This window comes from Cellulomonas sp. NEAU-ZC6 (genome assembly GCF_056844425.1).
In genome coordinates this window covers 717,114-741,179 of sequence record NZ_JBXFYH010000002.1, presented here as the reverse complement: position 1 = coordinate 741,179, position 24,066 = coordinate 717,114, and the positions used below count along the sequence as shown (strand labels likewise).

At 73.0% G+C, this 24,066-nt stretch carries 23 protein-coding genes; 1 reads left to right on the top strand and 22 read right to left on the bottom strand.

Going from position 1 to position 24,066, the window contains the following annotated elements:
• Positions 1 to 44 precede the first annotated feature (44 nt).
• The 6 genes from AC1050_RS13555 to AC1050_RS13530 all read right to left on the bottom strand — a co-directional run bounded on the left by AC1050_RS13555 (position 45) and on the right by AC1050_RS13530 (position 8,393).
• A complete protein-coding gene (locus AC1050_RS13555; protein ID WP_482387911.1) occupies positions 45 to 1,499 on the bottom strand; it encodes a GH1 family beta-glucosidase in 1,455 nt (484 codons plus the stop codon).
• Between the two features lie 189 nt (positions 1,500 to 1,688).
• Entirely contained in the window at positions 1,689 to 3,962 is a 2,274-nt protein-coding gene (gene yicI / locus AC1050_RS13550; RefSeq protein ID WP_482387910.1) for an alpha-xylosidase, read from the bottom strand.
• Between the two features lie 13 nt (positions 3,963 to 3,975).
• The gene (locus AC1050_RS13545) at positions 3,976 to 4,893 is read right to left on the bottom strand and encodes a carbohydrate ABC transporter permease (protein WP_482387909.1); all 918 of its coding nucleotides are present in this window, start codon (positions 4,891 to 4,893) and stop codon (positions 3,976 to 3,978) included.
• Positions 4,893 to 5,843 carry a carbohydrate ABC transporter permease gene (locus AC1050_RS13540; RefSeq protein ID WP_482387908.1) on the bottom strand — a complete coding sequence of 317 codons (951 nt, stop codon included), beginning with the start codon at positions 5,841 to 5,843 and terminating at the stop codon, positions 4,893 to 4,895. The genes AC1050_RS13545 and AC1050_RS13540 overlap by 1 nt, the downstream gene beginning before the upstream one ends.
• 90 nt (positions 5,844 to 5,933) lie before the next feature.
• Positions 5,934 to 7,244, bottom strand: coding sequence for an ABC transporter substrate-binding protein (locus tag AC1050_RS13535; protein ID WP_482387907.1), 1,311 nt, complete (start codon positions 7,242 to 7,244; stop codon positions 5,934 to 5,936).
• A 78-nt stretch (positions 7,245 to 7,322) separates the two neighbouring features.
• Entirely contained in the window at positions 7,323 to 8,393 is a 1,071-nt protein-coding gene (locus AC1050_RS13530; RefSeq protein ID WP_482387906.1) for a LacI family DNA-binding transcriptional regulator, read from the bottom strand.
• A 443-nt stretch (positions 8,394 to 8,836) separates the two neighbouring features.
• On the opposite strand from AC1050_RS13530, the gene AC1050_RS13525 reads away from it, so the two are divergent.
• Positions 8,837 to 9,841 carry a LacI family DNA-binding transcriptional regulator gene (locus tag AC1050_RS13525; RefSeq protein WP_482387905.1) on the top strand — a complete coding sequence of 335 codons (1,005 nt, stop codon included), beginning with the start codon at positions 8,837 to 8,839 and terminating at the stop codon, positions 9,839 to 9,841.
• 21 nt (positions 9,842 to 9,862) lie between these two features.
• Here the strand turns inward: AC1050_RS13525 and AC1050_RS13520 are convergent, their stop codons facing one another.
• The 16 genes from AC1050_RS13520 to prfA all read right to left on the bottom strand — a co-directional run bounded on the left by AC1050_RS13520 (position 9,863) and on the right by prfA (position 23,943).
• Positions 9,863 to 11,143: an amidohydrolase family protein gene (locus AC1050_RS13520; RefSeq protein ID WP_482387904.1), complete on the bottom strand. Its 1,281-nt coding sequence runs from the start codon at positions 11,141 to 11,143 to the stop codon at positions 9,863 to 9,865.
• Positions 11,144 to 11,185: 42 nt separating this feature from the next.
• Positions 11,186 to 11,881, bottom strand: a complete 696-nt coding sequence (gene nucS, locus AC1050_RS13515) for an endonuclease NucS (RefSeq protein WP_482387903.1) — start codon at positions 11,879 to 11,881, stop codon at positions 11,186 to 11,188.
• Positions 11,882 to 11,900: 19 nt separating this feature from the next.
• Positions 11,901 to 12,317: a DUF2550 domain-containing protein gene (locus AC1050_RS13510; protein WP_482387902.1), complete on the bottom strand. Its 417-nt coding sequence runs from the start codon at positions 12,315 to 12,317 to the stop codon at positions 11,901 to 11,903.
• 15 nt (positions 12,318 to 12,332) lie between these two features.
• Positions 12,333 to 12,614, bottom strand: a complete 282-nt coding sequence (locus tag AC1050_RS13505) for a F0F1 ATP synthase subunit epsilon (RefSeq protein ID WP_482387901.1) — start codon at positions 12,612 to 12,614, stop codon at positions 12,333 to 12,335.
• Positions 12,615 to 12,665: 51 nt separating this feature from the next.
• Positions 12,666 to 14,150: a F0F1 ATP synthase subunit beta gene (atpD, locus tag AC1050_RS13500; RefSeq protein ID WP_482387900.1), complete on the bottom strand. Its 1,485-nt coding sequence runs from the start codon at positions 14,148 to 14,150 to the stop codon at positions 12,666 to 12,668.
• Between the two features lie 64 nt (positions 14,151 to 14,214).
• Positions 14,215 to 15,108 carry a F0F1 ATP synthase subunit gamma gene (locus AC1050_RS13495; protein ID WP_482387899.1) on the bottom strand — a complete coding sequence of 298 codons (894 nt, stop codon included), beginning with the start codon at positions 15,106 to 15,108 and terminating at the stop codon, positions 14,215 to 14,217.
• 2 nt (positions 15,109 to 15,110) lie between these two features.
• On the bottom strand, positions 15,111 to 16,739 hold the full coding sequence (gene atpA / locus AC1050_RS13490; protein ID WP_482387898.1) for a F0F1 ATP synthase subunit alpha: 1,629 nt from the start codon (positions 16,737 to 16,739) through the stop codon (positions 15,111 to 15,113).
• 82 nt (positions 16,740 to 16,821) lie between these two features.
• Positions 16,822 to 17,634, bottom strand: coding sequence for a F0F1 ATP synthase subunit delta (locus tag AC1050_RS13485; RefSeq protein ID WP_482387897.1), 813 nt, complete (start codon positions 17,632 to 17,634; stop codon positions 16,822 to 16,824).
• Positions 17,634 to 18,218: a F0F1 ATP synthase subunit B gene (locus tag AC1050_RS13480; protein WP_482387896.1), complete on the bottom strand. Its 585-nt coding sequence runs from the start codon at positions 18,216 to 18,218 to the stop codon at positions 17,634 to 17,636. Before AC1050_RS13480 ends, AC1050_RS13485 begins: the two co-directional genes overlap by 1 nt.
• Complete coding sequence (gene atpE, locus AC1050_RS13475; RefSeq protein ID WP_454051368.1) at positions 18,215 to 18,469, bottom strand: ATP synthase F0 subunit C; 255 nt, start codon at positions 18,467 to 18,469, stop codon at positions 18,215 to 18,217. The genes AC1050_RS13480 and atpE overlap by 4 nt, the downstream gene beginning before the upstream one ends.
• Before the next feature lie 96 nt (positions 18,470 to 18,565).
• Complete coding sequence (gene atpB / locus AC1050_RS13470) at positions 18,566 to 19,243, bottom strand: F0F1 ATP synthase subunit A (protein WP_482387895.1); 678 nt, start codon at positions 19,241 to 19,243, stop codon at positions 18,566 to 18,568.
• A gap of 228 nt (positions 19,244 to 19,471) precedes the next feature.
• Positions 19,472 to 19,978: a Cg1360 family ATP-synthase-associated protein gene (locus AC1050_RS13465; protein ID WP_482387894.1), complete on the bottom strand. Its 507-nt coding sequence runs from the start codon at positions 19,976 to 19,978 to the stop codon at positions 19,472 to 19,474.
• Positions 19,975 to 21,255, bottom strand: a complete 1,281-nt coding sequence (locus AC1050_RS13460) for an MraY family glycosyltransferase (RefSeq protein WP_482387893.1) — start codon at positions 21,253 to 21,255, stop codon at positions 19,975 to 19,977. Before AC1050_RS13460 ends, AC1050_RS13465 begins: the two co-directional genes overlap by 4 nt.
• A complete protein-coding gene (locus tag AC1050_RS13455; protein ID WP_482387892.1) occupies positions 21,252 to 21,911 on the bottom strand; it encodes an L-threonylcarbamoyladenylate synthase in 660 nt (219 codons plus the stop codon). Before AC1050_RS13455 ends, AC1050_RS13460 begins: the two co-directional genes overlap by 4 nt.
• On the bottom strand, positions 21,908 to 22,825 hold the full coding sequence (gene prmC, locus AC1050_RS13450; protein ID WP_482387942.1) for a peptide chain release factor N(5)-glutamine methyltransferase: 918 nt from the start codon (positions 22,823 to 22,825) through the stop codon (positions 21,908 to 21,910). Before prmC ends, AC1050_RS13455 begins: the two co-directional genes overlap by 4 nt.
• 20 nt (positions 22,826 to 22,845) lie before the next feature.
• On the bottom strand, positions 22,846 to 23,943 hold the full coding sequence (gene prfA, locus AC1050_RS13445; protein ID WP_482387891.1) for a peptide chain release factor 1: 1,098 nt from the start codon (positions 23,941 to 23,943) through the stop codon (positions 22,846 to 22,848).
• Positions 23,944 to 24,066: the final 123 nt, after the last annotated feature.

Here is a 24,066-nt window from a genome sequence, read left to right as displayed (position 1 = left end):
GGCGGCGACCGTCGCCGGTCACCGCCCTCCGCCGCGCGCCCGGGTCAGGACAGCGTGGCCGCCGTCTCCGCCGGCGCGATGGTGCGCGTCGCGATCAGGTCGCGGTACCAGAGCGCCGAGTCCTTGAGCGTGCGCTCGCAGGTGTCGTAGTCGACGCGGATGATGCCGAACCGCCGGTCGTAGCCGTAGGCCCACTCGAAGTTGTCCATCAGCGACCACACGAAGTAGCCCCGCACGTCCGCGCCGGCGTCCATCGCGGCACCGACGGCGTCGATGTGGTCGTGCAGGTACGCCACCCGCAGGTCGTCGTGCACCCGGCCGTCGGGGGCGACCTCGTCGGCGAACGCGGCGCCGTTCTCGGTGACCGCGAGCGGCAGCGACGGGTAGCGCTCGTGCAGCTCGACCAGCAGCTCGGTCAGGCCGGCGGGCTCGACGTTCCAGCCCATCGCGGTGTGCGGGCCGGGCTGCGGCAGCCACTCGACGTCGTCGCAGCCGACCCAGGGGCTGACCTCGGACGACTTGTGGCCGTCGACGCCCGGTCTGCCGTCCCCGACCACCGGCTCCCCGTGCAGGCGCTGCACCCGGCCCGTGGAGTAGTAGTTCACGCCCAGCAGGTCGATCGGCTGCCGGATCAGCTCCAGGTCGCCGTCCTGGACGAACGACCAGTCGCTGACCGCGGCCGTCTGCTCCCGCACGTGCGCGGGGTAGCGGCCCTCGAGCAGCGGCTGCAGGAACACCTCGTTGGCGACGGTGTCCACCTGCGCCTTGGCGGCGACGTCCTCGGCCGCGTCGGAGGCGGCGCGCGTGACGTGCAGGTTGAGCGTGATCGACACCTGCGCGGCGTCGCCCAGCACGTCGCGGATCGCGCGGGCAGCCAGGCCGTGCGCGAGGTTCAGGTGGTGCACGGCGGCGAGCGACGCGCCCTGCTCGGTGCGGCCCGGCGCGTGCACGCCCGAGGCGTAGCCCAGGTACGCCGAGCACCACGGCTCGTTGAGCGTGGTCCAGACGGTGACCTTGTCCCCCAGCGCCTCGGCCATCCGGCGGGCGTAGTCCGCGAACCGGTAGGCGGTCTCGCGGTTGACCCAGCCGCCCTCGTCCTCGAGGGGCTGCGGCAGGTCCCAGTGGTACAGGGTGACGACCGGGGCGATGCCGGCCTCGACCAGGCGGTCGACCAGGTCGACGTAGAACGCGATGCCCTCGGCGTTGAACTCGCCGGACCCGGTCGGCTGCACGCGCGGCCACGCGATCGACAGCCGGTAGGCCTGCAGGCCGAGCTGCTGCATCAGCGCCACGTCCTCGGGGACGCGGTGGTAGTGGTCGGCGGCGACGGCGCCGGTGTCGCCGTTCAGCACCTTGCCCGGGGTGGCGGAGAAGGTGTCCCAGATGGACGGGCCGCGGCCGCCCTCGGTGGCCGCGCCCTCGATCTGGTACGAGGCGGTGGCCGATCCCCAGAGGAAGTCGGCGGGGAACTGGCGTCCGGACGGACGGGTGGTGGTCATGAGAGGCCCCTCGGTGGCTCGGACGGCACTGTCGAATCGATACGATACACGGTGGTGGAAGCGCTCCCGCACCCACCGCTCACAGCGAGCGGCGCCGAGCGGGCAGTCGATGTCCCTTCCCGGGGAGGCGAAGGGACAACGAGTGCCCGCTCGGCGATTCGAGCGGCGAGCGCCGGCGGGTCAGGCGGGTCAGGCGGGGAGGGTGAGCTCCGCGGTCGGGCCGTCGGCGGGGACCGGGTCGCCCAGGGCCGCGGCCAGCGACCACGTCGCCGGGACCGCGCCCGTCGCCTCGGCCACGACGGTCGAGCCGTGCCGGGTCACCCGGAACCGCGCCTCGCCCGCCGCCCCGGCGACCGTGACCACCGTCTCGGCACCGTCCGCCAGGCCGAACACCCGCAGCGTGACGCCGTCGGCGTGGTCGTAGTCCGGGCGGTCGGTGCGGGAGCCGACCGGCAGCACGGTGCCCGGCCGGACCAGCAGCGGCAGCGAGTCGAACCCGTGCTGCTGCCGGTGCCAGCGCGGCCCGGTGACCGTGGAGCCGTCGAGCAGCGAAGTCCACTCCCCCTCGGGCACGTACACGTCGACGGTCCCGTCGGCGGTGAACACCGGCGCGACCAGCAGCCGCTCCCCGAGCATGTACTGGGTGTCGACCGACGCGGCCGCGGGCTCGTCCGGGAACTCGACGACCATCGGCCGCATCGCGGGCAGCCCGTCGGTGTGCGCCTCGCGGCCGACCGCCGACAGGTACGGCATCAGGGACAGCTTGAGCTCGGTGAACCGGCGGGTGACGTCGACCGACTCGTCGTCGAACGCCCACGGCACCCGGTACGAGCTGGACCCGTGCAGCCGCGAGTGCGACGACAGCAGGCCGAACGCCAGCCAGCGCTTGAACACCGCGGCGTCGGGCGTGCCCTCGAACCCGCCGATGTCGTGCGACCAGTAGCCGAACCCGGACGTCGCCAGCGACAGCCCGCCGCGCAGCGACTCGGCCATCGACACGAAGGTCGACTCGCAGTCGCCGCCCCAGTGCACCGGGAACTGCTGGCCGCCGGCGGTCGCGGACCGGGCGAACAGCACGGCCTCGCCCTCGCCGCGGACGTCCTCGAGGAGCTCGAAGACGGCCTTGTTGTAGAGGTGCGTGTAGTAGTTGTGCATCCGCTCGGGGTCGGAGCCGTCGTGCCAGACGACGTCCGTCGGGATCCGCTCCCCGAAGTCGGTCTTGAACGCGTCGACGCCCATGTCCAGCAGCGCGCGCAGCTTGCCCTGGTACCAGGCGGTGGCGTCCGGGTTGGTGAAGTCGACCAGCGCCATGCCGGACTGCCACAGGTCCCACTGCCAGACGGAGCCGTCGGCGCGCTTGACCAGGTAGCCGAGCTCGCGGCCCTCCTCGAACAGGTGCGAGCGCTGGGCGATGTACGGGTTGATCCAGACGCACACCTGCAGGTCGCGGTCGTGCAGCCGGGACAGCATCCCCTTCGGGTCCGGGAACGTGGCGGGGTCCCAGACGAAGTCGCACCAGTGGAACTTGCGCATCCAGAAGCAGTCGAAGTGGAACACCGACAGCGGCAGGCCCCGCTCGGCCATGCCGTCGATGAACGACATGACCGTGTCCTCGTCGTAGTTCGTCGTGAACGACGTCGAGAGCCACAGCCCGTACGACCAGTCGGGCACGCGGGCGGGCCGCCCGGTCAGCGCGGTGTACCGGCGCAGCACGTCCTTGGGCGTCGGCCCGGCGATGACGTAGTAGCGCAGCCGCTGGCCGGCGACGCTGAACTGGGTGCGCGAGACGACCTCGGAGCCGACCTCGAAGGAGACGTGCCCCGGGTGGTCGACGAACACGCCGTAGCCCGCGTCGGTCAGGTAGAACGGCACGTTCTTGTACGCCTGCTCCGAGGAGGTGCCGCCGTCGGCGTTCCAGACGTCGACCGTCTGGCCGTTCTTGACGAACGGCGTGAACCGCTCGCCGAGCCCGTAGACGTGGTCCGCGACGCCGAGCGCGAGCTGCTCGCGCACGAAGTGCCGGCCGTCGGCGTCGGTCACGAACCCGACGCCGCGGGAGGTCGCCCCGGTGACGACGCGGCCGTCGACCTCGACGTCGAGCGCCCACTCCCCCGTGGTGGCGACGCGGGCGGTCAGGTTGCCGGTGGTGAGCGTCGCCCGGGCGTCGCCGGCGGACGGGCCGGCGACCCGCACGTCGGGGTGCGTGCCGGCCAGCGCGAACGCCGGGCCCGGGTCGACGCCGCCCTGGTGGTGCTCGACGGTCACGCCGAGCACGCCCTCGGCGGGCGAGTCGAGCGTGATCGTGATCAGCGGGTGGTTGAGGGTGTCGCCCCGGGTCTCGAGGCGGCCGGTGCCGGCGTAGGCGGTCAGCGACCGCTCGCCCAGGACGACCTCGTCGACCGCGCGCGGGCGCAGGACGGTGACGCCGGGGAGGTTCTGCCAGTAGCCGTCGGTGAACTTCATGGTGGAGCCCTGCCTACTTGACCGCGCCCGCGGTGATGCCGCGGGTCAGCGTGCGCTGGAAGATGAGGAAGAAGACGATCGCCGGGATCATCGAGACGAGGGCGCCCGCGTTGGTCGTGGGGGCGTCCATCATCCGGTCGCCCTGCAGCGAGGCGAGCGCGACGGGGATCGTCTGGGTGGCGTTGGTCGTGAGCATGACCAGCGGGATGAAGAACTCGTTCCAGGTCCAGATGAAGAAGAAGATCACGAGGACCGACAACGTCGGCCGGACCACGGGGAACACGACGCCCCACAGGGTGCGCCAGCGGCCGGCGCCGTCCAGGGACGCCGCCTCGAGCAGCGCCTTGGGGAACGTGCCGAGCACCGAGCTCAGCAGGTAGGTGCCGAACGCCGCCTGGATGACGGTGAAGATGATGATGACCGACCACTGGTTGTTGGACAGCCCCACCTCCTGCGCCATCTGGAACAGCGGGTAGACCAGCACCTCCTGCGGCAGCATGTTGGCCAGCAGGAAGAGCGTCACCACCCACATCCGGCCCTTCACGCGGCCGACGCCGAGGGCGTACGCGCTGAACAGCGAGAGCGTCACGCCGAAGATCGCGACGGCGCCGGAGATCCAGATCGAGTTGACCAGCTTCTCCGGGAAGTTCACGCGCTCCCAGAAGTTGACCAGCCCGTCGGTGTAGAGCGAGGTCGGGATGCTGAGCGGGCCGTTCTGCGAGTAGTCGGCCGGCGCCTTGAAGGCGTTGAGCACCATGATGAGGAACGGCACGAGCATCACGGCGGCGACGAGCACGGCGCCGGCCAGCACGAACCAGCGGGACCGGCCGCGGCGGTGCCGGCGGTCCACCTCGGTCGCCCTGACGCGTGGCGGCTTCGGGGGGCGTCCGGTGCTGATGGGCGTCGGCAGGGTCTCGATCGGGGCGGCCATCAGCGACCCTCCTCCTCACGACGGGCGCTGCGGGCCTGCAGCACCATGATGACGACGGCCACACCGATGATGAGGACCGTCAGGACGTTGGCGATGGCGGCGCCGTAGCCGACCTTCGACTTGTCGAAGAAGTTCAGGTACGAGTAGTAGCTCGGCACCAGGGTCGAGGACTCGGGACCGCCGCGGGTCAGCACGTAGATCGGGCCGAACACCTTGAGCGCGGCCACGGTGCAGGTCAGCGTGATGACGAAGGTCTCCGGCTTGATCTGCGGGATCGTGATGGCGCGGAACCGGTGCCACCAGCCGGCACCGTCGAGCTCGGCGGCCTCGTACAGCTCGGGGTCGACGCGCTGCAGCGCGGACATGAAGATGACGACCGGGTAGCCGATCTGGATCCAGATCAGCACCAGCATCACGGTCGGCAGCGCGGTGTCGGTCGACCCGAGCCAGTTGGGCGGGTTCGCGACGCCGATCTCCCGCAGCAGCACGTTCACCGCGCCGGTCTGCGAGTTGAGGATCCAGTTCCACAGCACGCCGGCGACGGCGACGGGCAGGATCTGCGGCAGGTAGTAGGTCGCCCGCAGCACCGAGGCGACCCGCGGCCCGAACCGCTTGCCCAGCACGTCGAACAGGGTGGTCGCCAGCAGCAGGCCGATCAGCGTCGGCACCACCACCATCGCCAGGATCATCGCGATCGAGTTCCGGAACGACGTCCAGAACTGCTCGTCCGCGAGCAGGTCGGTGTAGTTGCCCAGCCCGTACCAGCGCAGCGGGGCGTTGCCGCCCTTCCACTTGTGCAGGCTGTACCAGATGTTCATCCCGAACGGGATCAGGATGACGACGGTGAAGGCGATCAGACCGGGTGCCAGGTACGGCAGGTACCCGACCCAGTCGCGCGAGCGGCTGCTGCGGCGGCGCGACGGCGGCGCAGCGCGGTCGACGGTGGTCATGCGGCTCCCTCGAGTTCGGTGCTGGGGTCCGGGCCCGGCCGGCGGCGCGCGCCACGCGGTGCGCGCCGCCGGCGGGCCGGGGTGGGGCGGTCAGCCCTCGAGCAGGTCCGTCTTGCCGTCCTCGTAGGCGGCGGACAGGCCGTCCAGCACCTCGGCGGGCGTCTTCGACTGGTTGACCAGCGACTGCAGCTCGCTGACGATCACGTCGTAGTAGCCGGGCACCGGCCAGTCGGGGTAGAACGCCAGACCGTCCTCGGCCAGGATCGACTCAAAGTTCTCGGTCATCTCCTGGGTCTTCTCGTCCGTGATGGTCGAGGAGTCGCCGGCGACCGGGAGGCCGCCCTTCTGGCCGAGGATCTCCTGCACCTCCGGGCGCAGGGTGATGTCGATGAACTCGTAGGCGAGGTCCTTGTTGACGGCGTTCTCCGGGACGACCCAGAGGTTGCCGGACGAGCCCGGGTGCATCGTGTTGTCCGGGAACAGCGCCTGGGTCCAGGTGAACGGGATCTCCTCGACGAGGCGGCCGAACCACCAGGAGCCGGAGACCATGATCGGGTAGGTGCCGTTGATGAACGAGACGCCCATGTCCTCGGCGGTCAGCGCGGCGGAGTCCGACGCGATGTAGCCGGCCTTGATCCACTCGTCGAGCTTCTCGGTGGCCTGCGTGAACGCCTGGTCCTGGAAGTCCACGTCGTCCGCGAACAGCTGGTAGTCGTCGATCAGGTCGCGGTCGGCGTAGTGCAGCACCAGCTCGTACCAGAGCTGGCCGAGCGGGTACTCGGAGCCGGCCTCGGCGAGCGGCGTGATGCCCGCGGCCTTGAACGTGGCGAGCGCGTCCTCGAACTCCTCGAACGTGGTCGGCTGCGCGATGCCCTGCGCGTCGAGCATGTCCTGGTTGTAGTAGACGCCGACGAACTCGCCGTAGTTCGGGACCCCGAACCAGTCGCCCGAGCCCATGAGGCCCTGCTCGTCGTACATCGCGGTGGTCTGGATCGACGCCGGCAGCGTGTCCGTCCAGCCGCGGGACTCGGCCTCCTCCGTCAGCGGGGTGATCAGACCCTGCGACGCGAGCTGGCCGGCGGTGGCGTTGCCCTTGTTGTACTCCATGACGTCGGGGACGTCGTCGCCGGTCAGGAAGATCTTGGCGTTCTTCTGGATCTGCTCGAACGTCTGGTTCTCGACGTTCACGGTGACGTCGGGGTTCTCCTCCTCGAAGATCTCGATGGCCTTGGCCCACGCCTGGCCCATCGCCGAGTCGTCGTTCTCGTAGTGCCAGACGGTCAGGGTGTCGCCACCCTCGCCGCCGCCCCCGCCGCCGCTGCTGTCGCCGCCGCACGCCGCCAGGGCGAACGGCAGCGCGAGCACCAGCGCCCCCGCCATGATCCGCTTCCGAGCTGCCATCACACGTTCCTCCTCGTCGAGTTCCTGCTGTGCTGGGTCCGCGCACCCCGCCGGTCGCCGGGTCCGCGGTGGGTGGGTCTAGGTGGTGCCGGCCCCCGCGAGGGCGCCGGACGTGGTCGCGGCCGCGGGAACCGGGCCGGTGCTGCCCAGGTCCACGAGCCGGCAGGGCTCGAGGACGGGCGGCGGGACGACCCCCGTGTCCAGCAGCGCGAGCAGGGCGTCGACGCCCGCCCGTCCGAGCTGGGCACCGGGGGCGTGCAGGGTGGTCAGCGGCGGCACGGTCTGCCCCGCGACCGCCGGGGACGACACGACGGCGAGCACCGACAGGTCGGCCGGGACCGCCAGCCGCCGGGCGGCGAGCTCGGCGACCACGCCGAACGTCGCGTCCTCGTTCATCGTGATGACCGCGGTCGGCGCCCGCTCCGGGCCGTCCAGCAGCGCGGCCGCGGCGACGCGGCCACCGGTGACGGACTCGTCGGCGAACACCTGCGCCGGGACCAGCCCGCGCGCGGTCGCCTCCGCCTCGTACGCGGCCGCCGCGCGGACCGTGGGGCCGTGCCCCTCCGTCAGCCGGTGCGCGGCGTGGTTCACGAACGCGATCCGCCGGTGACCGAGGTCCGCGAGGTGCGCGACGGCGTCGGCCAGGGTGGTCGCGAAGTCGACGTCGACCGTCGGGACGCCCGGCTCGGCGTCGTCCGCCGCGGTGCGCCCGATCAGCGCGACCGGCACGCCCGCGCCGCGCAGGGCGGCCACGCGGTCGTCGTCCGCGTGCACCTCCATGACGAGCACGCCGTCGGCCAGGCCCTGGCGGGCGACCTCGAGGATCCCGTCCGCGTCGTCGACGGCGAACGGCCAGAGGACCAGCTGGTACCCGCGCTCCTGCGCGACCTCCGCCGCGCTGAGCACGAACTCGGCCGAGGTGCGGCTCAGCCCGGCGGTGCCGACCGGGTAGGTGAGCGCGAGCACCCGGCTGCGCCGGCTCGCCAGCCCGCGGGCGAGCGCGTTGCGCCGGTACCCGAGCTGGTCCATGGCGGCCTGGACCCGCGCGCGGGTGGCCGCGGAGACGGGACGCGCACCGGTGAGCGTCGCGGAGACGGTGGAGAGCGCGACGCCGGCGCGGTGGGCGACGTCCAGCATGGTGACGACCACGGGCCCTCCTCCTCGACGGCTGTCGCGACGACCTCGTCCGTGAGGTGTCGAAGCGCTTCGCGCGATCGCCACTGTAGGGGCGGTCCGGCGGTCGCGTCCAGCCCCGCGGCGAACTTTTTGTCGAAGCGGTTCGATAGTACTCGCGACACGGACGTGCACGTCAGATCGTGGCCGATCCGCCCTTCGGACGGGCGGCGGTCCGGTTCTCGCGCTGCGACCAGCGCTTTCGGGTCGAACCGCTTGCACACGCGCGAGCGGGCGGCGACTGCACTGCGGATGGCACGTCGCGTCCGACCTCGAGCCCCGTGCGCGCGCACGGGCCGCCCGCCGGGTGTCCACCGAACCGGCGGGCATACCGCCCGAACCGGGCGGGTTTCCGGACACTCGCCGTGCTGCGCCCGGACCGTGACCGCGCGGGGGCACGACGCCGCTAGCCTGTGGCGATGGCGACGATCGGCGACGTGGCCCGCGCGGCGGGCGTCTCGGTGTCGACCGTCAGCTACGTGCTGAGCGGCAAGCGCACCATCTCGGCGCCGACCCGCGACCGCGTGCAGCGCGCGGTCGCGGACCTGGGCTACCGCCCGCACGCCGGCGCCCGCGCGCTGGCGTCCAGCCGGAGCAACGTGATCGCCCTGATGGTGCCGTTCCGGCCGGGGATCAACGTGCAGATCATCATGCAGTTCGTCGCCGGCGTGGTCGCGACCGCGCGCGAGCACGACCACGACGTCCTGGTCCTCACGCAGGACGACCCGCAGGGGATGTCCCGGGTGGCAGCCAGCTCGACCGCCGACGCGCTCATCGTGATGGACATCGAGGCCGACGACGCCCGGCTGCCGGCGCTCCGGTCGCTCGCGCTGCCGAGCATCCTCATCGGGGTCCCGGACGACACGACCGGCCTGAGCTGCGTCGACCTGGACTTCGCGGGCGCGGGCCGGCTCGCTGTGCGGGAGCTGGCCCGGCACGGGCACGAGCGGGTCGTGCTGGTCAGCGCGTCCCAGGACCGGCTCGACCACCGGGCCAACTACGCCGTGCGCATGCGGCACGGCGTGCTGGAGCAGGCGGCCGTGAGCGAGGTGACGGCCGCCGTCGTCCCCGCGGACCCGACGTTCACCGGCGGCGCGCTCGCCCTGGACCAGGTCCTGGCGGAGCACCCCGGCACCACCGCGCTCGTCGTGCACAACGAGGCGGCGCTCGGCGGCCTCCTGGCCCGGGCGGCCGAGCGCGGGCTGCGCGTGCCGGAGGACCTGTCGATCGTCGCCGTCAGCCCGGCCGACCTCGCGGCCGCCCTGCCGGTGCCGGTGTCGATCATCGAGGTGCCGGGCGAGCGGATCGGGCGGATCGCCGTCGAGATGGTGATGGCGCGCCTCGGTGGCGAGGACCTCGCCGAGACGCGGCTGGTCGCGCCGGCGTACACCGACCACGGCAGCGTCGCGCCGCCCGCCGGCTGAGCCCGGCCGGCGCGCCCGGCCTCAGCCCTCGACGAGCCGTCCCGCCCGGTACACCGCCACCGGCACCAGGTCGCCGTCCGTCACAAGCACGTCGGCGCGCCGCCCGGCGGCCAGCGCCCCGAGGTCCGCCCGGCCCAGCACCTCGGCCGGGGTGGTGGCCGCGGCCCGCACGGCGGCGACCAGGGGGACGCCCGCGCGCACCACGGTCCGCACGACGTCGACCAGGTGCGCGGTGCCGCCGGCGATCGCACCGGCGGAGCCGTCGTCCCCGAGGATCCGCGCGACGCCGTCGCCCACCCGGACGGCCATCGGCCCCAGCCGGTAGTCCCCGTCCGCCATGCCGGCCGCCGCCATCGCGTCGGTCACGAGCGCGATCGACCCGGGCCCGACGAGGTCGAACACGGCGCGCACGGTGCCGTCCGCCAGGTGCGTGCCGTCGGCGATCAGCTCGACGACGAGGTCCCCGCGGGCTGCGGCGGCGAGACACGCCGCGATCGGCCCGGGGTCGCGGTGGTGCAGCGGGCGCATGCCGTTGAACAGGTGCGTCGCCGTCGGCCGGGGCGAGCGCCCACGGCCCGCTCCCCCGCCCGCGCCGGCGCCCCGCCGGCCCCCGGCCAGCAGCGCGCGCGCCCGGTGCACCGCGGCGTCGACCTGCTCCGCCGCGGCGTCGGTGTGGCCGACCGACGGCACCGCCCCGCCCCGCACCAGCGCGGCCAGGACGTCGTCCGTCCCCGCGGCGCCGTCCGCGACGCCCGGCACCTCGGGGGCGATCGTCATCGTCGCCAGGTGCCCGCGGGCGGCGGCGACCAGGTCCGCGACCAGCGCCGGGTCCCCGGGCAGCATGTCGGCCGGGTTCTGCGCGCCGCACCGGTCGGCGGACAGGAACGGCCCCTCGGCGTGGATGCCCACCAGGTCCCCCGAGTCGACCAGGTCGGCGAGCAGCGCCGCCCGGGCCAGCAGCATCTCGCGCGGGGCCGTCACCAGCGACGCGACGAGGCTCGTGGTGCCGTGCCGCAGGTGCTCGTGCACCGCCACCAGCGCCTCGTCCCGGGTGGTCGCGTCCGGGAACGACGAGCCGCCGCCACCGTGGTCGTGCAGGTCGACCAGACCGGGCAGCAGCGTGGTGCCGGGCGCGGGGTCGGCGGGCAGGTCCCCGGCCCAGGTCCCCGGCAGCTGCGCCGCCGGACCGACCCAGGCGACCTCCTCGCCCGCGAGGACGACGACCCCGTCCGGCAGGACCTCGGCCGGTGTCACCACCTCCCCGCGCAGCACGACGACGGGCGCGGTCTCAGCTGTGGTCACGCCCCCATCATGGCGCACCCGGGCACCCGGTGGCCGCGAGCCTCAGAACAGGCGGGAGTCCACGTCGTCGACGCCCCGCATCGCGTCGTAGTCGAGCACCAGGCACGCGATGCCGCGGTCCGTGGCGAGCACCCGGGCCTGCGGCTTGATCTCCTGCGCCGCGAACACGCCGCGCACCGGGGCCAGCAGCGGGTCGCGGTTGAGCAGCTCCAGGTACCGGGTCAGCTGCTCGACGCCGTCGATGTCGCCGCGGCGCTTGATCTCCACGGCCACGGTGGCGCCGGCGGCGTCCTTCGCGAGGATGTCGACCGGGCCGATGGCCGTCGGGAACTCCCGCCGCACCAGCGTGTGCCCGGAGCCGAGCACGTCGATCTGCGCGGCCATCAGCTCCTGCAGGTGGGCCTCGACGCCGTCCTTGATCAGGCCGGGGTCGACGCCGAGGTCGTGCGCGGAGTCGTGCAGCACCTCGTGCACCTCGATGACCAGGCGGTCGTCGCTCTTCGTGTGCTGCACGGTCCAGACCTGCTGCACGCCGCGCTCGACCGCCTCGTCCGCGGCGTCCTCCGTGCGCAGGGTGCAGGGCGGGCTCATCCAGTTCAGCGGCTTGTACGACCCGCCGTCGGAGTGCAGCAGCACGGACCCGTCCGCCTTGACGACGACCAGGCGGGTGGCGAGCGGCAGGTGGGCGTTCAGCCGGCCGCTGTAGCGGGCGGAGCAGCGCGCGACGAGCAGGCGCATCGGGAAGGGTCCTCCGTGGTCAGATGACGGTGCGCGCCACGGGCGGCGCGGCCTCGAGCCACGAGGTCAGCCCGGCGTACGCCTCGGGCGACATGACGAGCTCGATCTCCTCGTCGTCGCCGATCCGGCAGCGCACCAGGTACGGACCGCCGGGCGGGGCCGCGGCGTCGACGGGGGTGCGGCCCAGGACCTCGAAGGCCCCACGCGGCCAGACGTGCAGGGGGCGCGGCGAGAGCGACCGCAGCCGCCACCAGTACAGGTGCCGGGACCCGTAGTGCGCGATGCCCCGCCGGAAGCGGCCGCGCACCCGCGCGGAGCACCGGAACGACCCGACGCGGTGCGTCAGGCTCCGGTACCGCGAGACCGCCAGACCCACCACGACGAGCAGGGCCAGGACGAGCAGCAGCGCGACCAGCGCGATCGTGTGCCCGCTCACCGCCGCCGCCTCGCGTCAGCGGCCGGACGCGCCGGAGGCCACCGCCTCGGCCGCGTCGACGACGACCGTGACCTGGTCCGCGTCGACGGACAGGAAGCCGCCCTCGACGGACCACCGGTGCACGGCGCCGCCGGCCTCGGTCACCCGGACCTCCCCGTGCCGGAGCACGGAGAGGACCGGGGTGTGACCGGTGAGGATGCCGATCTCCCCGTCCGAGGCGGGCGCACTGACCTGGCGGGCCTCGCCGGACCAGATGGTGCCGTCGGTGTCGACGACGTCGACCTCGAGCTGGGCCATGGACTCAGAACCTCCGGGGAAGGGGTGATCGGGTGGGTGGAGCGGACGGCGTCAGACGCCGTACTCCTTCTGGATGCGGGCCCAGTTGCGCTCGAGGTCCTCGAGGCCGCCGATGTTGAAGAAGGCCTGCTCCGAGATGTGGTCGAACTCGCCGTCCGCGATCTTCTGGAACGCCTCGACCGTCTCGGACACCGGGACCGTGGAGCCCACGACGCCGGTGAACTTCTCGGCCATGTAGGTGTTCTGCGAGAGGAACTGCTGGATGCGACGCGCACGGCCGACGACCGTCTTGTCCTCCTCCGACAGCTCGTCCACGCCGAGGATCGCGATGATGTCCTGCAGCTCCTTGTTGCGCTGCAGGATCGACTTCACGCGGGTGGCCACGTCGTAGTGCTCCTGGCCCACGTACCGCGGGTCGAGGATGCGGGACGTCGACGCCAGCGGGTCCACCGCGGGGTACAGACCGCGCGAGGCGATCTCGCGGGAGAGCTCCGTGGTGGCGTCCAGGTGCGCGAACGTCGTGGCCGGCGCCGGGTCGGTGTAGTCGTCGGCGGGCACGTAGATCGCCTGCAGCGAGGTGATCGAGTGGCCGCGCGTCGAGGTGATGCGCTCCTGCAGGAGGCCCATCTCGTCGGCGAGGTTCGGCTGGTAGCCGACCGCGGACGGCATGCGGCCGAGCAGGGTGGAGACCTCGGAACCCGCCTGCGTGAACCGGAAGATGTTGTCGATGAACAGCAGCACGTCCTGCTTCTGCACGTCGCGGAAGTACTCCGCCATCGTCAGCGCGGACAGGGCGACGCGCAGACGCGTGCCCGGCGGCTCGTCCATCTGGCCGAAGACGAGCGCCGTCTTGTCGAAGACGCCCGCCTCCTCCATCTCGACGATGAGGTCGTTGCCCTCGCGGGTGCGCTCGCCGACGCCGGCGAACACGGACACGCCGCCGTGGTCCTGCGCGACGCGCTGGATCATCTCCTGGATGAGGACGGTCTTGCCGACGCCGGCACCGCCGAACAGGCCGATCTTCCCGCCGAGCACGTACGGCGTCAGCAGGTCGATGACCTTGATGCCGGTCTCGAACATCTGGGTCTTCGACTCCAGCTGGTCGAAGGCCGGGGGCTTGCGGTGGATCGGCCAGCGCTCGGTGACCTCGAAACGCTCGCCCTCGGCGAGGTTCAGCACCTCGCCGGTGACGTTGAAGACGTGGCCCTTGGTGATGTCGCCGACCGGGACGCTGATGGGCGCGCCGGTGTCGGTGACCTGGGCGCCGCGGACGAGGCCGTCCGTCGGCTTCAGCGCGATGGCGCGCACCAGGGAGTCGCCGAGGTGCTGCGCGACCTCGAGGGTCATGGTGAAGCCGCCCGCGACCTCACCCTCGCCCTGCGTGGACAGGTCGATGTCGACCGTCAGCGCGTTGTAGATGTCGGGGATCTGGTCCGCGGGGAACTCGATGTCCACGACGGGCCCGATCACACGGGCGACGCGGCCCACGCCCGGCGTGGCCGTGGAGTCCTTCGCGTCGACGGTGGTCGCGGTCATGTCTGCCTGCCTTCGGTCGTCCGCCGGGGAGCCGGCGGGCTGGGGTCGGTCGTGCGGTCGGTGCTCAGGAGGCGAGCGCGTCGGCGCCCGACACGATCTCGCTGATCTCCTGGGTGATCTCGGCCTGGCGGGCCTGGTTCGCCAGCCGCGTGTACATGCGGATGAGGTCCTCGGCGTTCTCCGTGGCCGTGTGCATGGCGCGCTGCCTCGAGGCGAGCTCGGAGGCGGCGGCCTGCAGCAGGCAGGAGAAGATCCGGCTGCGGACGTACCGCGGCAGCAGCGCGTCCAGCACCTCGGCCGCGTCGGGCTCGAAGTCGTAGAGCGGCAGGGCCTCGTTCTCGCCGGCCACCGCCACCCCCTCGACGACCTCGAGCGGGAGCATCCGGATGACCTGCGGGCGCTGGCTCACCATGTTGACGAACTGCGTCGACACGATGTGCAGCTCCCCCACGCCGCCCTCGTCCGCCGGGGCGGCGAAGGCGTCGAGCAGCGTGCTCGCGATCTCCTCCGCCAGCTCGGACGTCGGGGCGTCGGACTGCCCGGTCCACGCCGCCGCCAGCTCGCGCTTGCGGAACCGGTAGTAGGACTCGGCACGGCGGCCGCTGATGTAGAGCGCGACCTCCTTGCCCTCGCCCTCGAGGCGCTCCACCAGCCGCTCGGTCTCGCGGATGACCGACGCCGAGTAGGCGCCGGCCATGCCGCGGTCCGAGGCGATGAGGAGCACCGCGACGCGCTGCGTGTCCGTGCGCTCCGCCAGCAGCGGGTGCGTCACGTTCGAGTGCGTGGCGACGGCCGAGACGGCCCGGGTGATGGCGCGGGCGTACGGGGACGCCGCCGCCATCCGGTCCCGGGCGCGACCGATCCGCGAGGCGGCGATCAGCTCCTGGGCGCGGAACATCTTCTTCAGCGACTGGGTGGACCTGATGCGTGCCCGGTAGACGCGCTGCTGACCGGCCATCGTCAGCCCTTCTTCTGCCGGACGATCTGCTCCTGCTCGACCTCGGCGGCCTCGTCGCCGTCGGCGGCGCCGGTCAGCGGCGTGCCGTCGGCCTTGAGGAAGTTCGCGCGGAACTCGTCGACGGCGGACGCGAGCTGCTGCTCGAGCTCGTCGCCCAGCTTGCCCGTGCTCGCGATCGTCGCCAGGACGTCGGTGTTGCGACGCAGGTGGTCCAGCAGCTCGGCCTCGAACCGGCGGACGTCCTCGACCGGGACGTCGTCCAGCTTGCCCTTGGTGCCGGCCCAGATCGACGCGACCTGGTCCTCGACCGGGAACGGCGAGTACTGGGGCTGCTTGAGCAGCTCCATCAGGCGGGCGCCGCGGGTCAGCTGCGCGCGGGACGCGGCGTCCAGGTCGGACGCGAACATCGCGAACGCCTCGAGCGACCGGAACTGCGCCAGGTCGAGCTTCAGCGTCCCCGAGACCTGCTTCATCGCCTTGACCTGCGCGGCACCACCGACGCGGGACACCGAGATGCCCACGTCGACGGCGGGACGCTGGTCCGCGTTGAACAGGTCGGACTGCAGGAAGATCTGCCCGTCGGTGATGGAGATGACGTTGGTCGGGATGTACGCCGAGACGTCGTTGGCCTTGGTCTCGATGAACGGCAGACCGGTCATCGAGCCGCCGCCGAGCTCGTCGGACAGCTTGGCACAACGCTCCAGCAGGCGGGAGTGCAGGTAGAACACGTCGCCCGGGTACGCCTCGCGGCCCGGCGGGCGGCGCAGCAGCAGGGACACGGCGCGGTACGCCTCGGCCTGCTTCGACAGGTCGTCGAACACGATGAGGACGTGCTTGCCGCCGTACATCCAGTGCTGGCCGATGGCCGAGCCGGTGTACGGGGCGAGGTACTTGAAGCCGGCCGGGTCGGACGCCGGGGCCGCGACGATCGTCGTGTACTCCAGGGCGCCGGCCTCCTCGAGCGCGCCGCGGACGGCGGCGATCGTGGAGCCCTTCTGGCCGATGGCGACGTAGATGCAGCGGACCTGCTTGTCGGGGTCGCCGGTCTCCCAGTTCGCCTTCTGGTTGAGGATCGTGTCGATCGCGATCGCGGTCTTGCCGGTCTGGCGGTCGCCGATCACGAGCTGCCGCTGGCCGCGGCCGATCGGGATCATCGAGTCGATCGCCTTGATGCCGGTCTGCAGCGGCTCGTGCACCGACTTGCGGGCCATGACGCCGGGGGCCTGCAGCTCGAGGGCGCGGCGGCCCTCGGCGACGATCTCGCCCAGGCCGTCGATCGGCTGACCCAGCGGGTCCACCACGCGGCCGAGGTAGGCGTCGCCGACGGGGACGGACAGGACCTCGCCGGTGCGGCGGACCTCCTGACCCTCCTCGATGCCGGTGAACTCGCCCAGGACGATGACGCCGATCTCGCGCACGTCGAGGTTCAGGGCCAGGCCCAGGGTGCCGTCCTCGAAGCGCAGCAGCTCGTTGGCCATCGCGCCGGGCAGGCCCTCGACCCGCGCGATGCCGTCGCCGGCCAGCGTGACGCGCCCGACCTCCTCGGCAGCGGCACCGGTGGGCTCGTACGAGGTGACGAAGCTGTCCAGCGCGGCGCGGATGTCCTCCGGCCGGATCTGCAGCTCGCTCATAACATCTCTCCTGTCGTGTCGCACGCGTCCTGCGTGCGTCCCCACGTGGGTCTGGTTCGGTGCGCCGGCCCCAGCAGGGCCGTCAGCCGGCAAGTCGTCGTCGGGCGTCGGCCAGCCGTGACAGCACGGTCGCGTCGATCACCTCGGGGCCCACCTGCACGCGCAGGCCGCCCAGGACGTGCGGGTCCACGAGGACCTGCACCTGCATCTCGCGCCCGTAGGCCCGGCCGAGGATCTCGGCGAGCCGGCGCTGCTGCGTGCCGTCGAGCTCCGCCGCCGAGGTGACCGTGGCCACCGTGCGGTCGCGGCGCTCCGCGATCAGGTCGTCGAGCAGGCCCAGCGTCGCGACGTACCGCCGGCCGCGCGGAGCCACGGCGGCCCGGCGCGCGAGCACCTGGGTCGCAGGGGCGCCGGCGCCGTTCAGCAGCCGGTCCACCAGCTCGCCGCGGGCCTGCGCGTGCACGGTGTCCGTGTACAGCAGGCGGCGCACCTCGCGCTGGCCGGCCAGCGCCCGGCCGAGCCGGAACAGCTCCTCCTGGACCTGGTCCAGGGTGCCGTCCGCCTCCGCCGACGCGAGCACGGCCGAGAAGGCCAGGTGCTCGACGGCCTCCGCGAGGTCCTCCTCGGCCGACCACCGTGCGGCCACCAGGCCGCGGGCGGCCTCGACCGCCCGCGGGTCGGCGGAGCCCAGCAGCCGGGTCACCAGCGCGGCCTTGGCCTCGCCGGCGGCCGACGGGTCGGTCAGGGTGCGCCGCAGCGAGCCGGACGAGTCCAGCGCGTCGGTCAGCGCGAACAGCTGCTCGCCGAGCAGCCGCCCCTGCGTGCCGGCCTCGCGCAGCACCGGCTCGAACCGGCCCTGCGCGACGGCCAGCGACGCCCGGCTCGTCCCTCGCATCAGTTCCCCTTGCCTGCGGTCGCCGTGGTCTGGACGTCGAGCTCGTCGAGGAACCGGTCGACGACGCGCGACCGGCGCGCCTCGTCCGCGAGCGACTCGCCGACGATCTTGGAGGCGAGCTCCGTGGCGAGCGAGCCCACGTCGCTGCGCAGCTGGACGGACGCCTGCTGGCGCTCCGCCTCGATCTGCCGCTGCGCGGTCTCGGCGATGCGCGCCTGCTCCGCGGTCGCCTTCTGGCGTGCCTCGGTCACGATGGCGGTCGCCTCGGTGCGCGCGTCCTCGCGGATGCGTGCGGCCTCGGTGCGCGCGTCCTGGAGCTGCTGCTCGTACTCGGCCTTCGCCGCGGCAGCCTCCTCCTGGGCGTGCTTCGCCTGGGCGAGCCCGCCCTCGATCTTCTCCGTGCGCTCGTCGAGCACCGCCTGGAACTTCGGCAGCACGAGCTTGTAGAAGACGACGCCGATGACGAGGAGCACGACCGACGACCACAGGATGTCGTAGCCCGCGGGGACGAGCAGGCGCCAGCCCTCGACCTCTTCGGTCTCCGCGGCCAGGATGCTCGCCGCGGGGAGCGCGGCGGTGATCACGTGAAGAGGAAGCCGGTGATCAGGCCGAGGAGGCCGAGGACCTCGACGAAGCCGATACCGATGAACATGGTGGTCCGGAGCTGGCCGGCGACCTCGGGCTGGCGCGCCATGCCCTCGACGGTCTTGCCGATCAGGATGCCGAGGCCGATGCCCGGGCCGAGCACCGCGAGGCCGTAGCCGACGGTCGCGATGTTGCCCGAGATGGCGTTCTCGGCCGCAAGGATGACGCTGGGGTCCGCGAGAAGAGACACGCTGTGCTCGTTCCTTCCGTTTGGCCGCCGACCGGTCGGTCGGCGGTCGTTTTCAGTGGTGCGGGCCGCAGGTGGGCCCGCACGGGTGGTGCTGGGTCAGTGCTCTTCCTCGATCGACTGGCTGAGGTAGACAGCCGTCAGGACGACGAAGATGTAGGCCTGCAGCGCGGCGACGAACACCTCGAACAGGGTGATCGCGAAGCCGCCCGCCAGGGTCAGCGCGCCGAAGCCCTTGAGGACGCCGGTCGCGTCGAACAGCAGGTACTGCGTGGCCGAGAAGCAGAGCACGAGCATGAGGTGCCCGGCGACCATGTTGGCCATCAACCGGATGGCCAGCGTGACGGGCCGCAGGACGAACACCTGCAGGAACTCGACCGGCGCCAGCAGGATGTAGAGCGGCCACGGCACGCCCGGGGGGAACAGCGAGTGCTTGAGGAACCCGCCCACCCCGTGCGCCCGGACACCGGCTCCGAGGTACATGACGTACACCCAGAGCGCGAGCATGATCGGCAGGCCGATCAGCGAGGTGCCGGCGATGTTGAGCAGCGGGATCACGCCGGTGATGTTGAAGGCGAAGATCGCGAAGAAGATCGTCGTCAGGAGGGCCACGTACTTGTGGGCCTTCTCCTTGCCGATGATGTCCTCGGCGACGTTCACGCGCACGAAGTCCAGCATCATCTCGGCCACGTTCTGGCCGCGGCGCGGGACGAGCCTCGCGCGGCGGGCCGCGATCACCATCAGCGTCAGCAGCACCGCGACGGCGACGAAGCGCACCACCTGGATGCGGTTGATCTCGAAGAGGGTGCCCTCGAACCAGATGGCCGGCGGGAAGAACTCGGCGATCGACGGAGTGTGGAACCCGGACTCGCCTTCGGCAGCGAGCGGCAGGATCGTCGCAAGGCTGGACAGAGCAGTCTCCTGGGGGTCGAAGGCTCCGACGGGCGATCCCGGGTGTGGGTCACTCCGCCGGGACCCGGCCGTCGTGGGTGGTTCGGGGGAAGCCTAACCTACGGACGGACCGGTCCCGTCCGGGTCGTCCGCATTCGGGACCTTCGTCCCAGCACTGGCGGGGGTCACGTACGGGACCCTGCCCCGCGCGACGGCGCGGTAGTCGAGCAGCGCGGAGCCGATGACCGCGACCGCGACCACCACCGCCAGCACGTAGCGGTCGTAGAAGTCCATGCCGCGGAGCACCGCGAGCAGGACGATCACGACCACCAGCTTGCCCAGCCAGGTGCCCATGATCACGGTCATCATCCGCCCCGGGGCGGCGTCCGACGTGCGCAGCATCGACAGTGTCGTCGCGCCGGAGAACAGCAGCGCGATGCCGGCGCCGATCAGCGCGCCCCAGACGCCGGGCAGGCCGGCCACCAGGTAGCCGACCGCGACGCCGAGCACGGTCACGCCGGCGACGAGCACCACCATGTCGCGCAGCGCGCGGCGGAACACGGCGTGCACCTCGGGGCTGTCCCCCGTGCGGGGGGTCGGCTCGGGGGTGGGGTCGGTCATCGGTCCGTCCTCGGGTCGGGGGTGGTCAGGCCGGTGGCGTGCCAGGCGCCGCGGTGGGCGTCGGCCGCGTGCCGTGCCGGGGTCGCGGGGGTCGCGGGCGGGGCGGGCGGTGCCGTGGGGCGCGGACCCGGCGGCGACGCGGGTGCAGGAGGGGCGGCCGGCGGGCGGGGAGCCGCGTCGCCGCCCGGCGTGCTGCGCCCGCGCAGCGGGCCGAGCGTGAGCGCCAGCGCCGCGAGCACGCCGACCGCCAGGCCGATCAGCACGGCGGTGGTGGAGAACCACACCAGCGCCGTGGCCGCGCCCGCGAACACGAAGGTCCAGACGTACAGGATGATCACGGCGCGGCGGTGCGAGTGCCCCAGCTGCAGCATCCGGTGGTGCAGGTGCATCCGGTCCGGGTGGAACGGCGACTTCCCGGACCCGACGCGACGGATCACCGCCAGCCCCATGTCGAGCAGCGGCAGCAGCAGCACCGCGAGCGGGAGCAGGATCGGCAGGAACGCGGGGAACGACTGGCGGGTGTTCGTCACCGCGAGGTCGATCTGCCCGGTCACCTGGATGCCCGCGGCGGCGATCACCAGCCCGATGAGCATCGAGCCGGAGTCGCCCATGAAGATGCGCGCCGGGTGGAAGTTGTGCGGCAGGAACCCGATGCAGGCGCCGACCAGCAGCGCGACCACCAGGGTCGCCAGGTTGGAGAAGTCCCCGGGGCTGGCCTCGCGGGTCAGCTGGTAGGAGTAGAGGAAGAACCCCGCGCCGCCGATCGCGATCAGGCCCGCAGCGAGCCCGTCCAGCCCGTCGACGAAGTTCACCGCGTTCATCGCGACGACCACCGTGAGCACGGTCAGCCCGAGCCAGACCCGGTCGGAGGCCACGACCGCACCGTCGATCGGCAGCTGGTAGAGCTGCACGCCCATGGACGCCATGACGAACGCGGCGAGCACCTGCCCGACCAGCTTGGTCATCCAGTCCAGGTCCCAGATGTCGTCGGCCACGCCCAGCGCGCACACGATGGTGGCGGCGGCGGCGATGCCGACGATCGGGCGCGGGTTGTCGAACACGCCCTCCAGGAACGGCAGCTGGCTGGCCATCACCAGGCCGACCATGATCCCGGCCCACATCGCCAGGCCGCCGAGCCGCGGCGTCGGGATGGAGTGCACGTCGCGGCTGCGCACCGCGGTGATCGCACCCCAGCGCAGCGCGCACCAGCGCGCCAGCGGCGTCAGCAGGTAGGTGGCCGCCGCCGCGAGCAGCAGGAGGAGCAGGTACGCCCTCACCGGCCGGGGTCACCCGCCACGACGGGAGCGACCTCCCGGAGCCGCTCGAGGCTGATCGCGCCCTGCCGCACGACCCGGAGCTCGTCGCCGGTGGCGTCCACGATGGTGGAGGCGACCTGGCCGGGGGTGCGGCCGCCGTCCAGGTAGGTCTGCACGCGGTCCCCCAGCTGCTCGTGCGCTTCGGCGACCTCGAGCGCGGACGGCTGCCCGGTGCGGTTGGCGCTGGACACGGCCATCGGCCCGGTGCGGCCGAGCAGCGCGAGCGCCACGGGGTGGTCCGGCACCCGCAGCGCGACCGTGCCGTGGGTGTCGCCCAGGTCCCAGGCCAGCGACGGCTGGGCCACCAGGATCACGGTGAGCCCGCCGGGCCAGAACGCCTCGGCCAGGTCGCGCACCTCGGCGGGGACGCCCATGGCGAGGCCGTCGAGCGTGCGCACGTCCGGCATCAGCACGGGCGGCGGCATCTGGCGCCCGCGGCCCTTCGCCGCGAGCAGCGCGGCGACCGCCTCGGGCGTGAACGCGTCGGCGCCGATCCCGTACACCGTGTCGGTCGGCAGCACGACCAGTCCCCCGCGGGACACGGTGTGCACGGCGGCGTCCAGGGCAGGGCCCCAGGTCGCAGGGTCGGTCGCGTCCAGCACGGAGTCGTCGCTCACGGCTGCGAGTCTCCCACGCCCGGCTGGGCGTCCGGTCGCGGCTCGCCCGCCGGTGCGCTGCGACGCCGGGCCACCAGCATCCGGGGGCGCCCCGTCAGGTCCGCCCGGCTCTCGACCGCCTCGAACGCGCCCGTCGCCTCGGCGGCAGCCCGGGCGGCCGCGTCCTGCACCTCGGCGTGCTCCATCACCAGGAGCCCGCCGGGCACCAGCAGGCGCGCGGCGGCCTCCAGCACCGCCCGCGGCACCTCCAGGCCGTCGAGCCCGCCGCCGTACAGCGCGAGGTCGGGGTCGTGGTCGCGGACCTCCGGGTCCACGGGCACGGCGTCCGGCGGGATGTACGGCGGGTTGGACACCACGACGTCGACCGTGCCGTCCAGGTCGGCGAGCAGCGCGGGGTCGCGGACGTCGCCCTGCTCGATGCGCATGGTGAGGGACCCCGCGGCACCGTGGTTGTGGCGGGTCAGCGCGACGGCCTCCGGCGAGGCGTCCACGGCGACCACCCGCGAGCCGGGGACCTCCGTGTCGACCGACAGCGCGATGCCGCCGGCGCCGCAGCACAGGTCGACGACCAGCGGCTCCCGGCCCTCGGTGGCCAGGCGCGCCGCCTCGTCCACCGCGACCTGCGCGACCGTCTCCGTCTCGGGACGCGGCACGAACACACCGGGCTCGACGCGCAGCGTGAGGTAGCGGAACACCGTCGACCCGACGATGTGCTGCAGCGGCTCGCGGCGGCGGCGGCGGTCGACCAGTCCGGCGAACTCCTCGGTGAACCCGTCCGGCACCGGCGGCGCCAGCACCAGGTCCAGGCGCGGCAGGCCGAGCGCGTACGCGGCCAGCGCGGTCGCGTCGTGCCTCGGCGACCCGACGCCGGCGTCCGCGAGCACGCGCGCCGCGGCGTCGACCAGGGTGCGCATCGTCGGCGCGGTGGACGTGGTCACGCGCTCTGCTCCCCCGCCGCCGCCAGCTGGGCGGCCTCGTCCGCGTCGACCGCCGACTGCACGACCGGGCCCAGGTCGCCGTCCAGCACCGCGTCCAGGTTGTACGCCTTGTAGCCGGTGCGGTGGTCCGCGATCCGGTTCTCCGGGTAGTTGTAGGTCCGGATCCGCTCGGACCGGTCGACGGTGCGCACCTGGGAGCGCCGCGCCGCGCTCGCCGCGGCGGCCGCCGCCTCCTGCTGCGCGGCCAGCAGCCGGGCACGCAGCACGCGCATGGCCTGCTCGCGGTTCTGCAGCTGCGACTTCTCGTTCTGCATCGACACCACGATGCCCGTCGGCACGTGGGTGATCCGCACGGCCGAGTCGGTGGTGTTCACGGACTGCCCGCCGGGACCCGACGAGCGGTAGACGTCGATCCGCAGGTCGTTCGGGTCGATCTCGACCTCGCCCGCGTCCTCCACCTCGGGGAACACCAGCACCCCGGCGGCGGACGTGTGGATCCGGCCCTGCGACTCCGTGACCGGCACCCGCTGGACGCGGTGCACGCCGCCCTCGTACTTCAGGCTCGCCCAGACGCCCTCGGCCGGGTCGGTGACGGACCCGCGCGCCTTCACGGCGACCTGCACGTCCTTGTAGCCGCCGAGGTCGGACTCGGTGGCCTCCAGCGTCTCGGTCCGCCAGCCGCGCCTCTCGGCGTACCGCAGGTACATCCGCAGCAGGTCGCCGGCGAACAGCGCGGACTCCTCGCCGCCCTCGCCCGCCTTGATCTCGAGGATCACGTCGCGGGCGTCGTCCGGGTCGCGCGGGACCAGCACCCGGCGCAGCCGCTCGGCCGCGTGCTCCTCCGCCTCGGCGAGCGCCGGCAGCTCGGCGGCGAACGCCGCGTCGTCCTGCGCGAGCTCGCGGGCGTCCGCGAGGTCCTCGGCGGCGGCCCGCCAGGCGCCGTGCGCCTGGGCGACCCGGCCGAGCTCGGCGTACCGGCGCCCGAGGTTCCGGGCCAGCGCCTGGTCGGCGTGCACGGCCGGGTCCGCGAGCTGCTGCTCGATCCGGGCGTGCTCGTCGAGCAGCGGCTGCGCCGCCGCGAACGGGTCGGTCATCGGGGCATCTCCTGAGCCGTGCGCCGTCGGGCGGCGCGGGGGCGACCACGGGCCGCGGTGCGGGCCCGGACATGCGAAAGCGCCGGTGACCGCGGTCCCTGACGGGACCGCCGGTCACCGGCG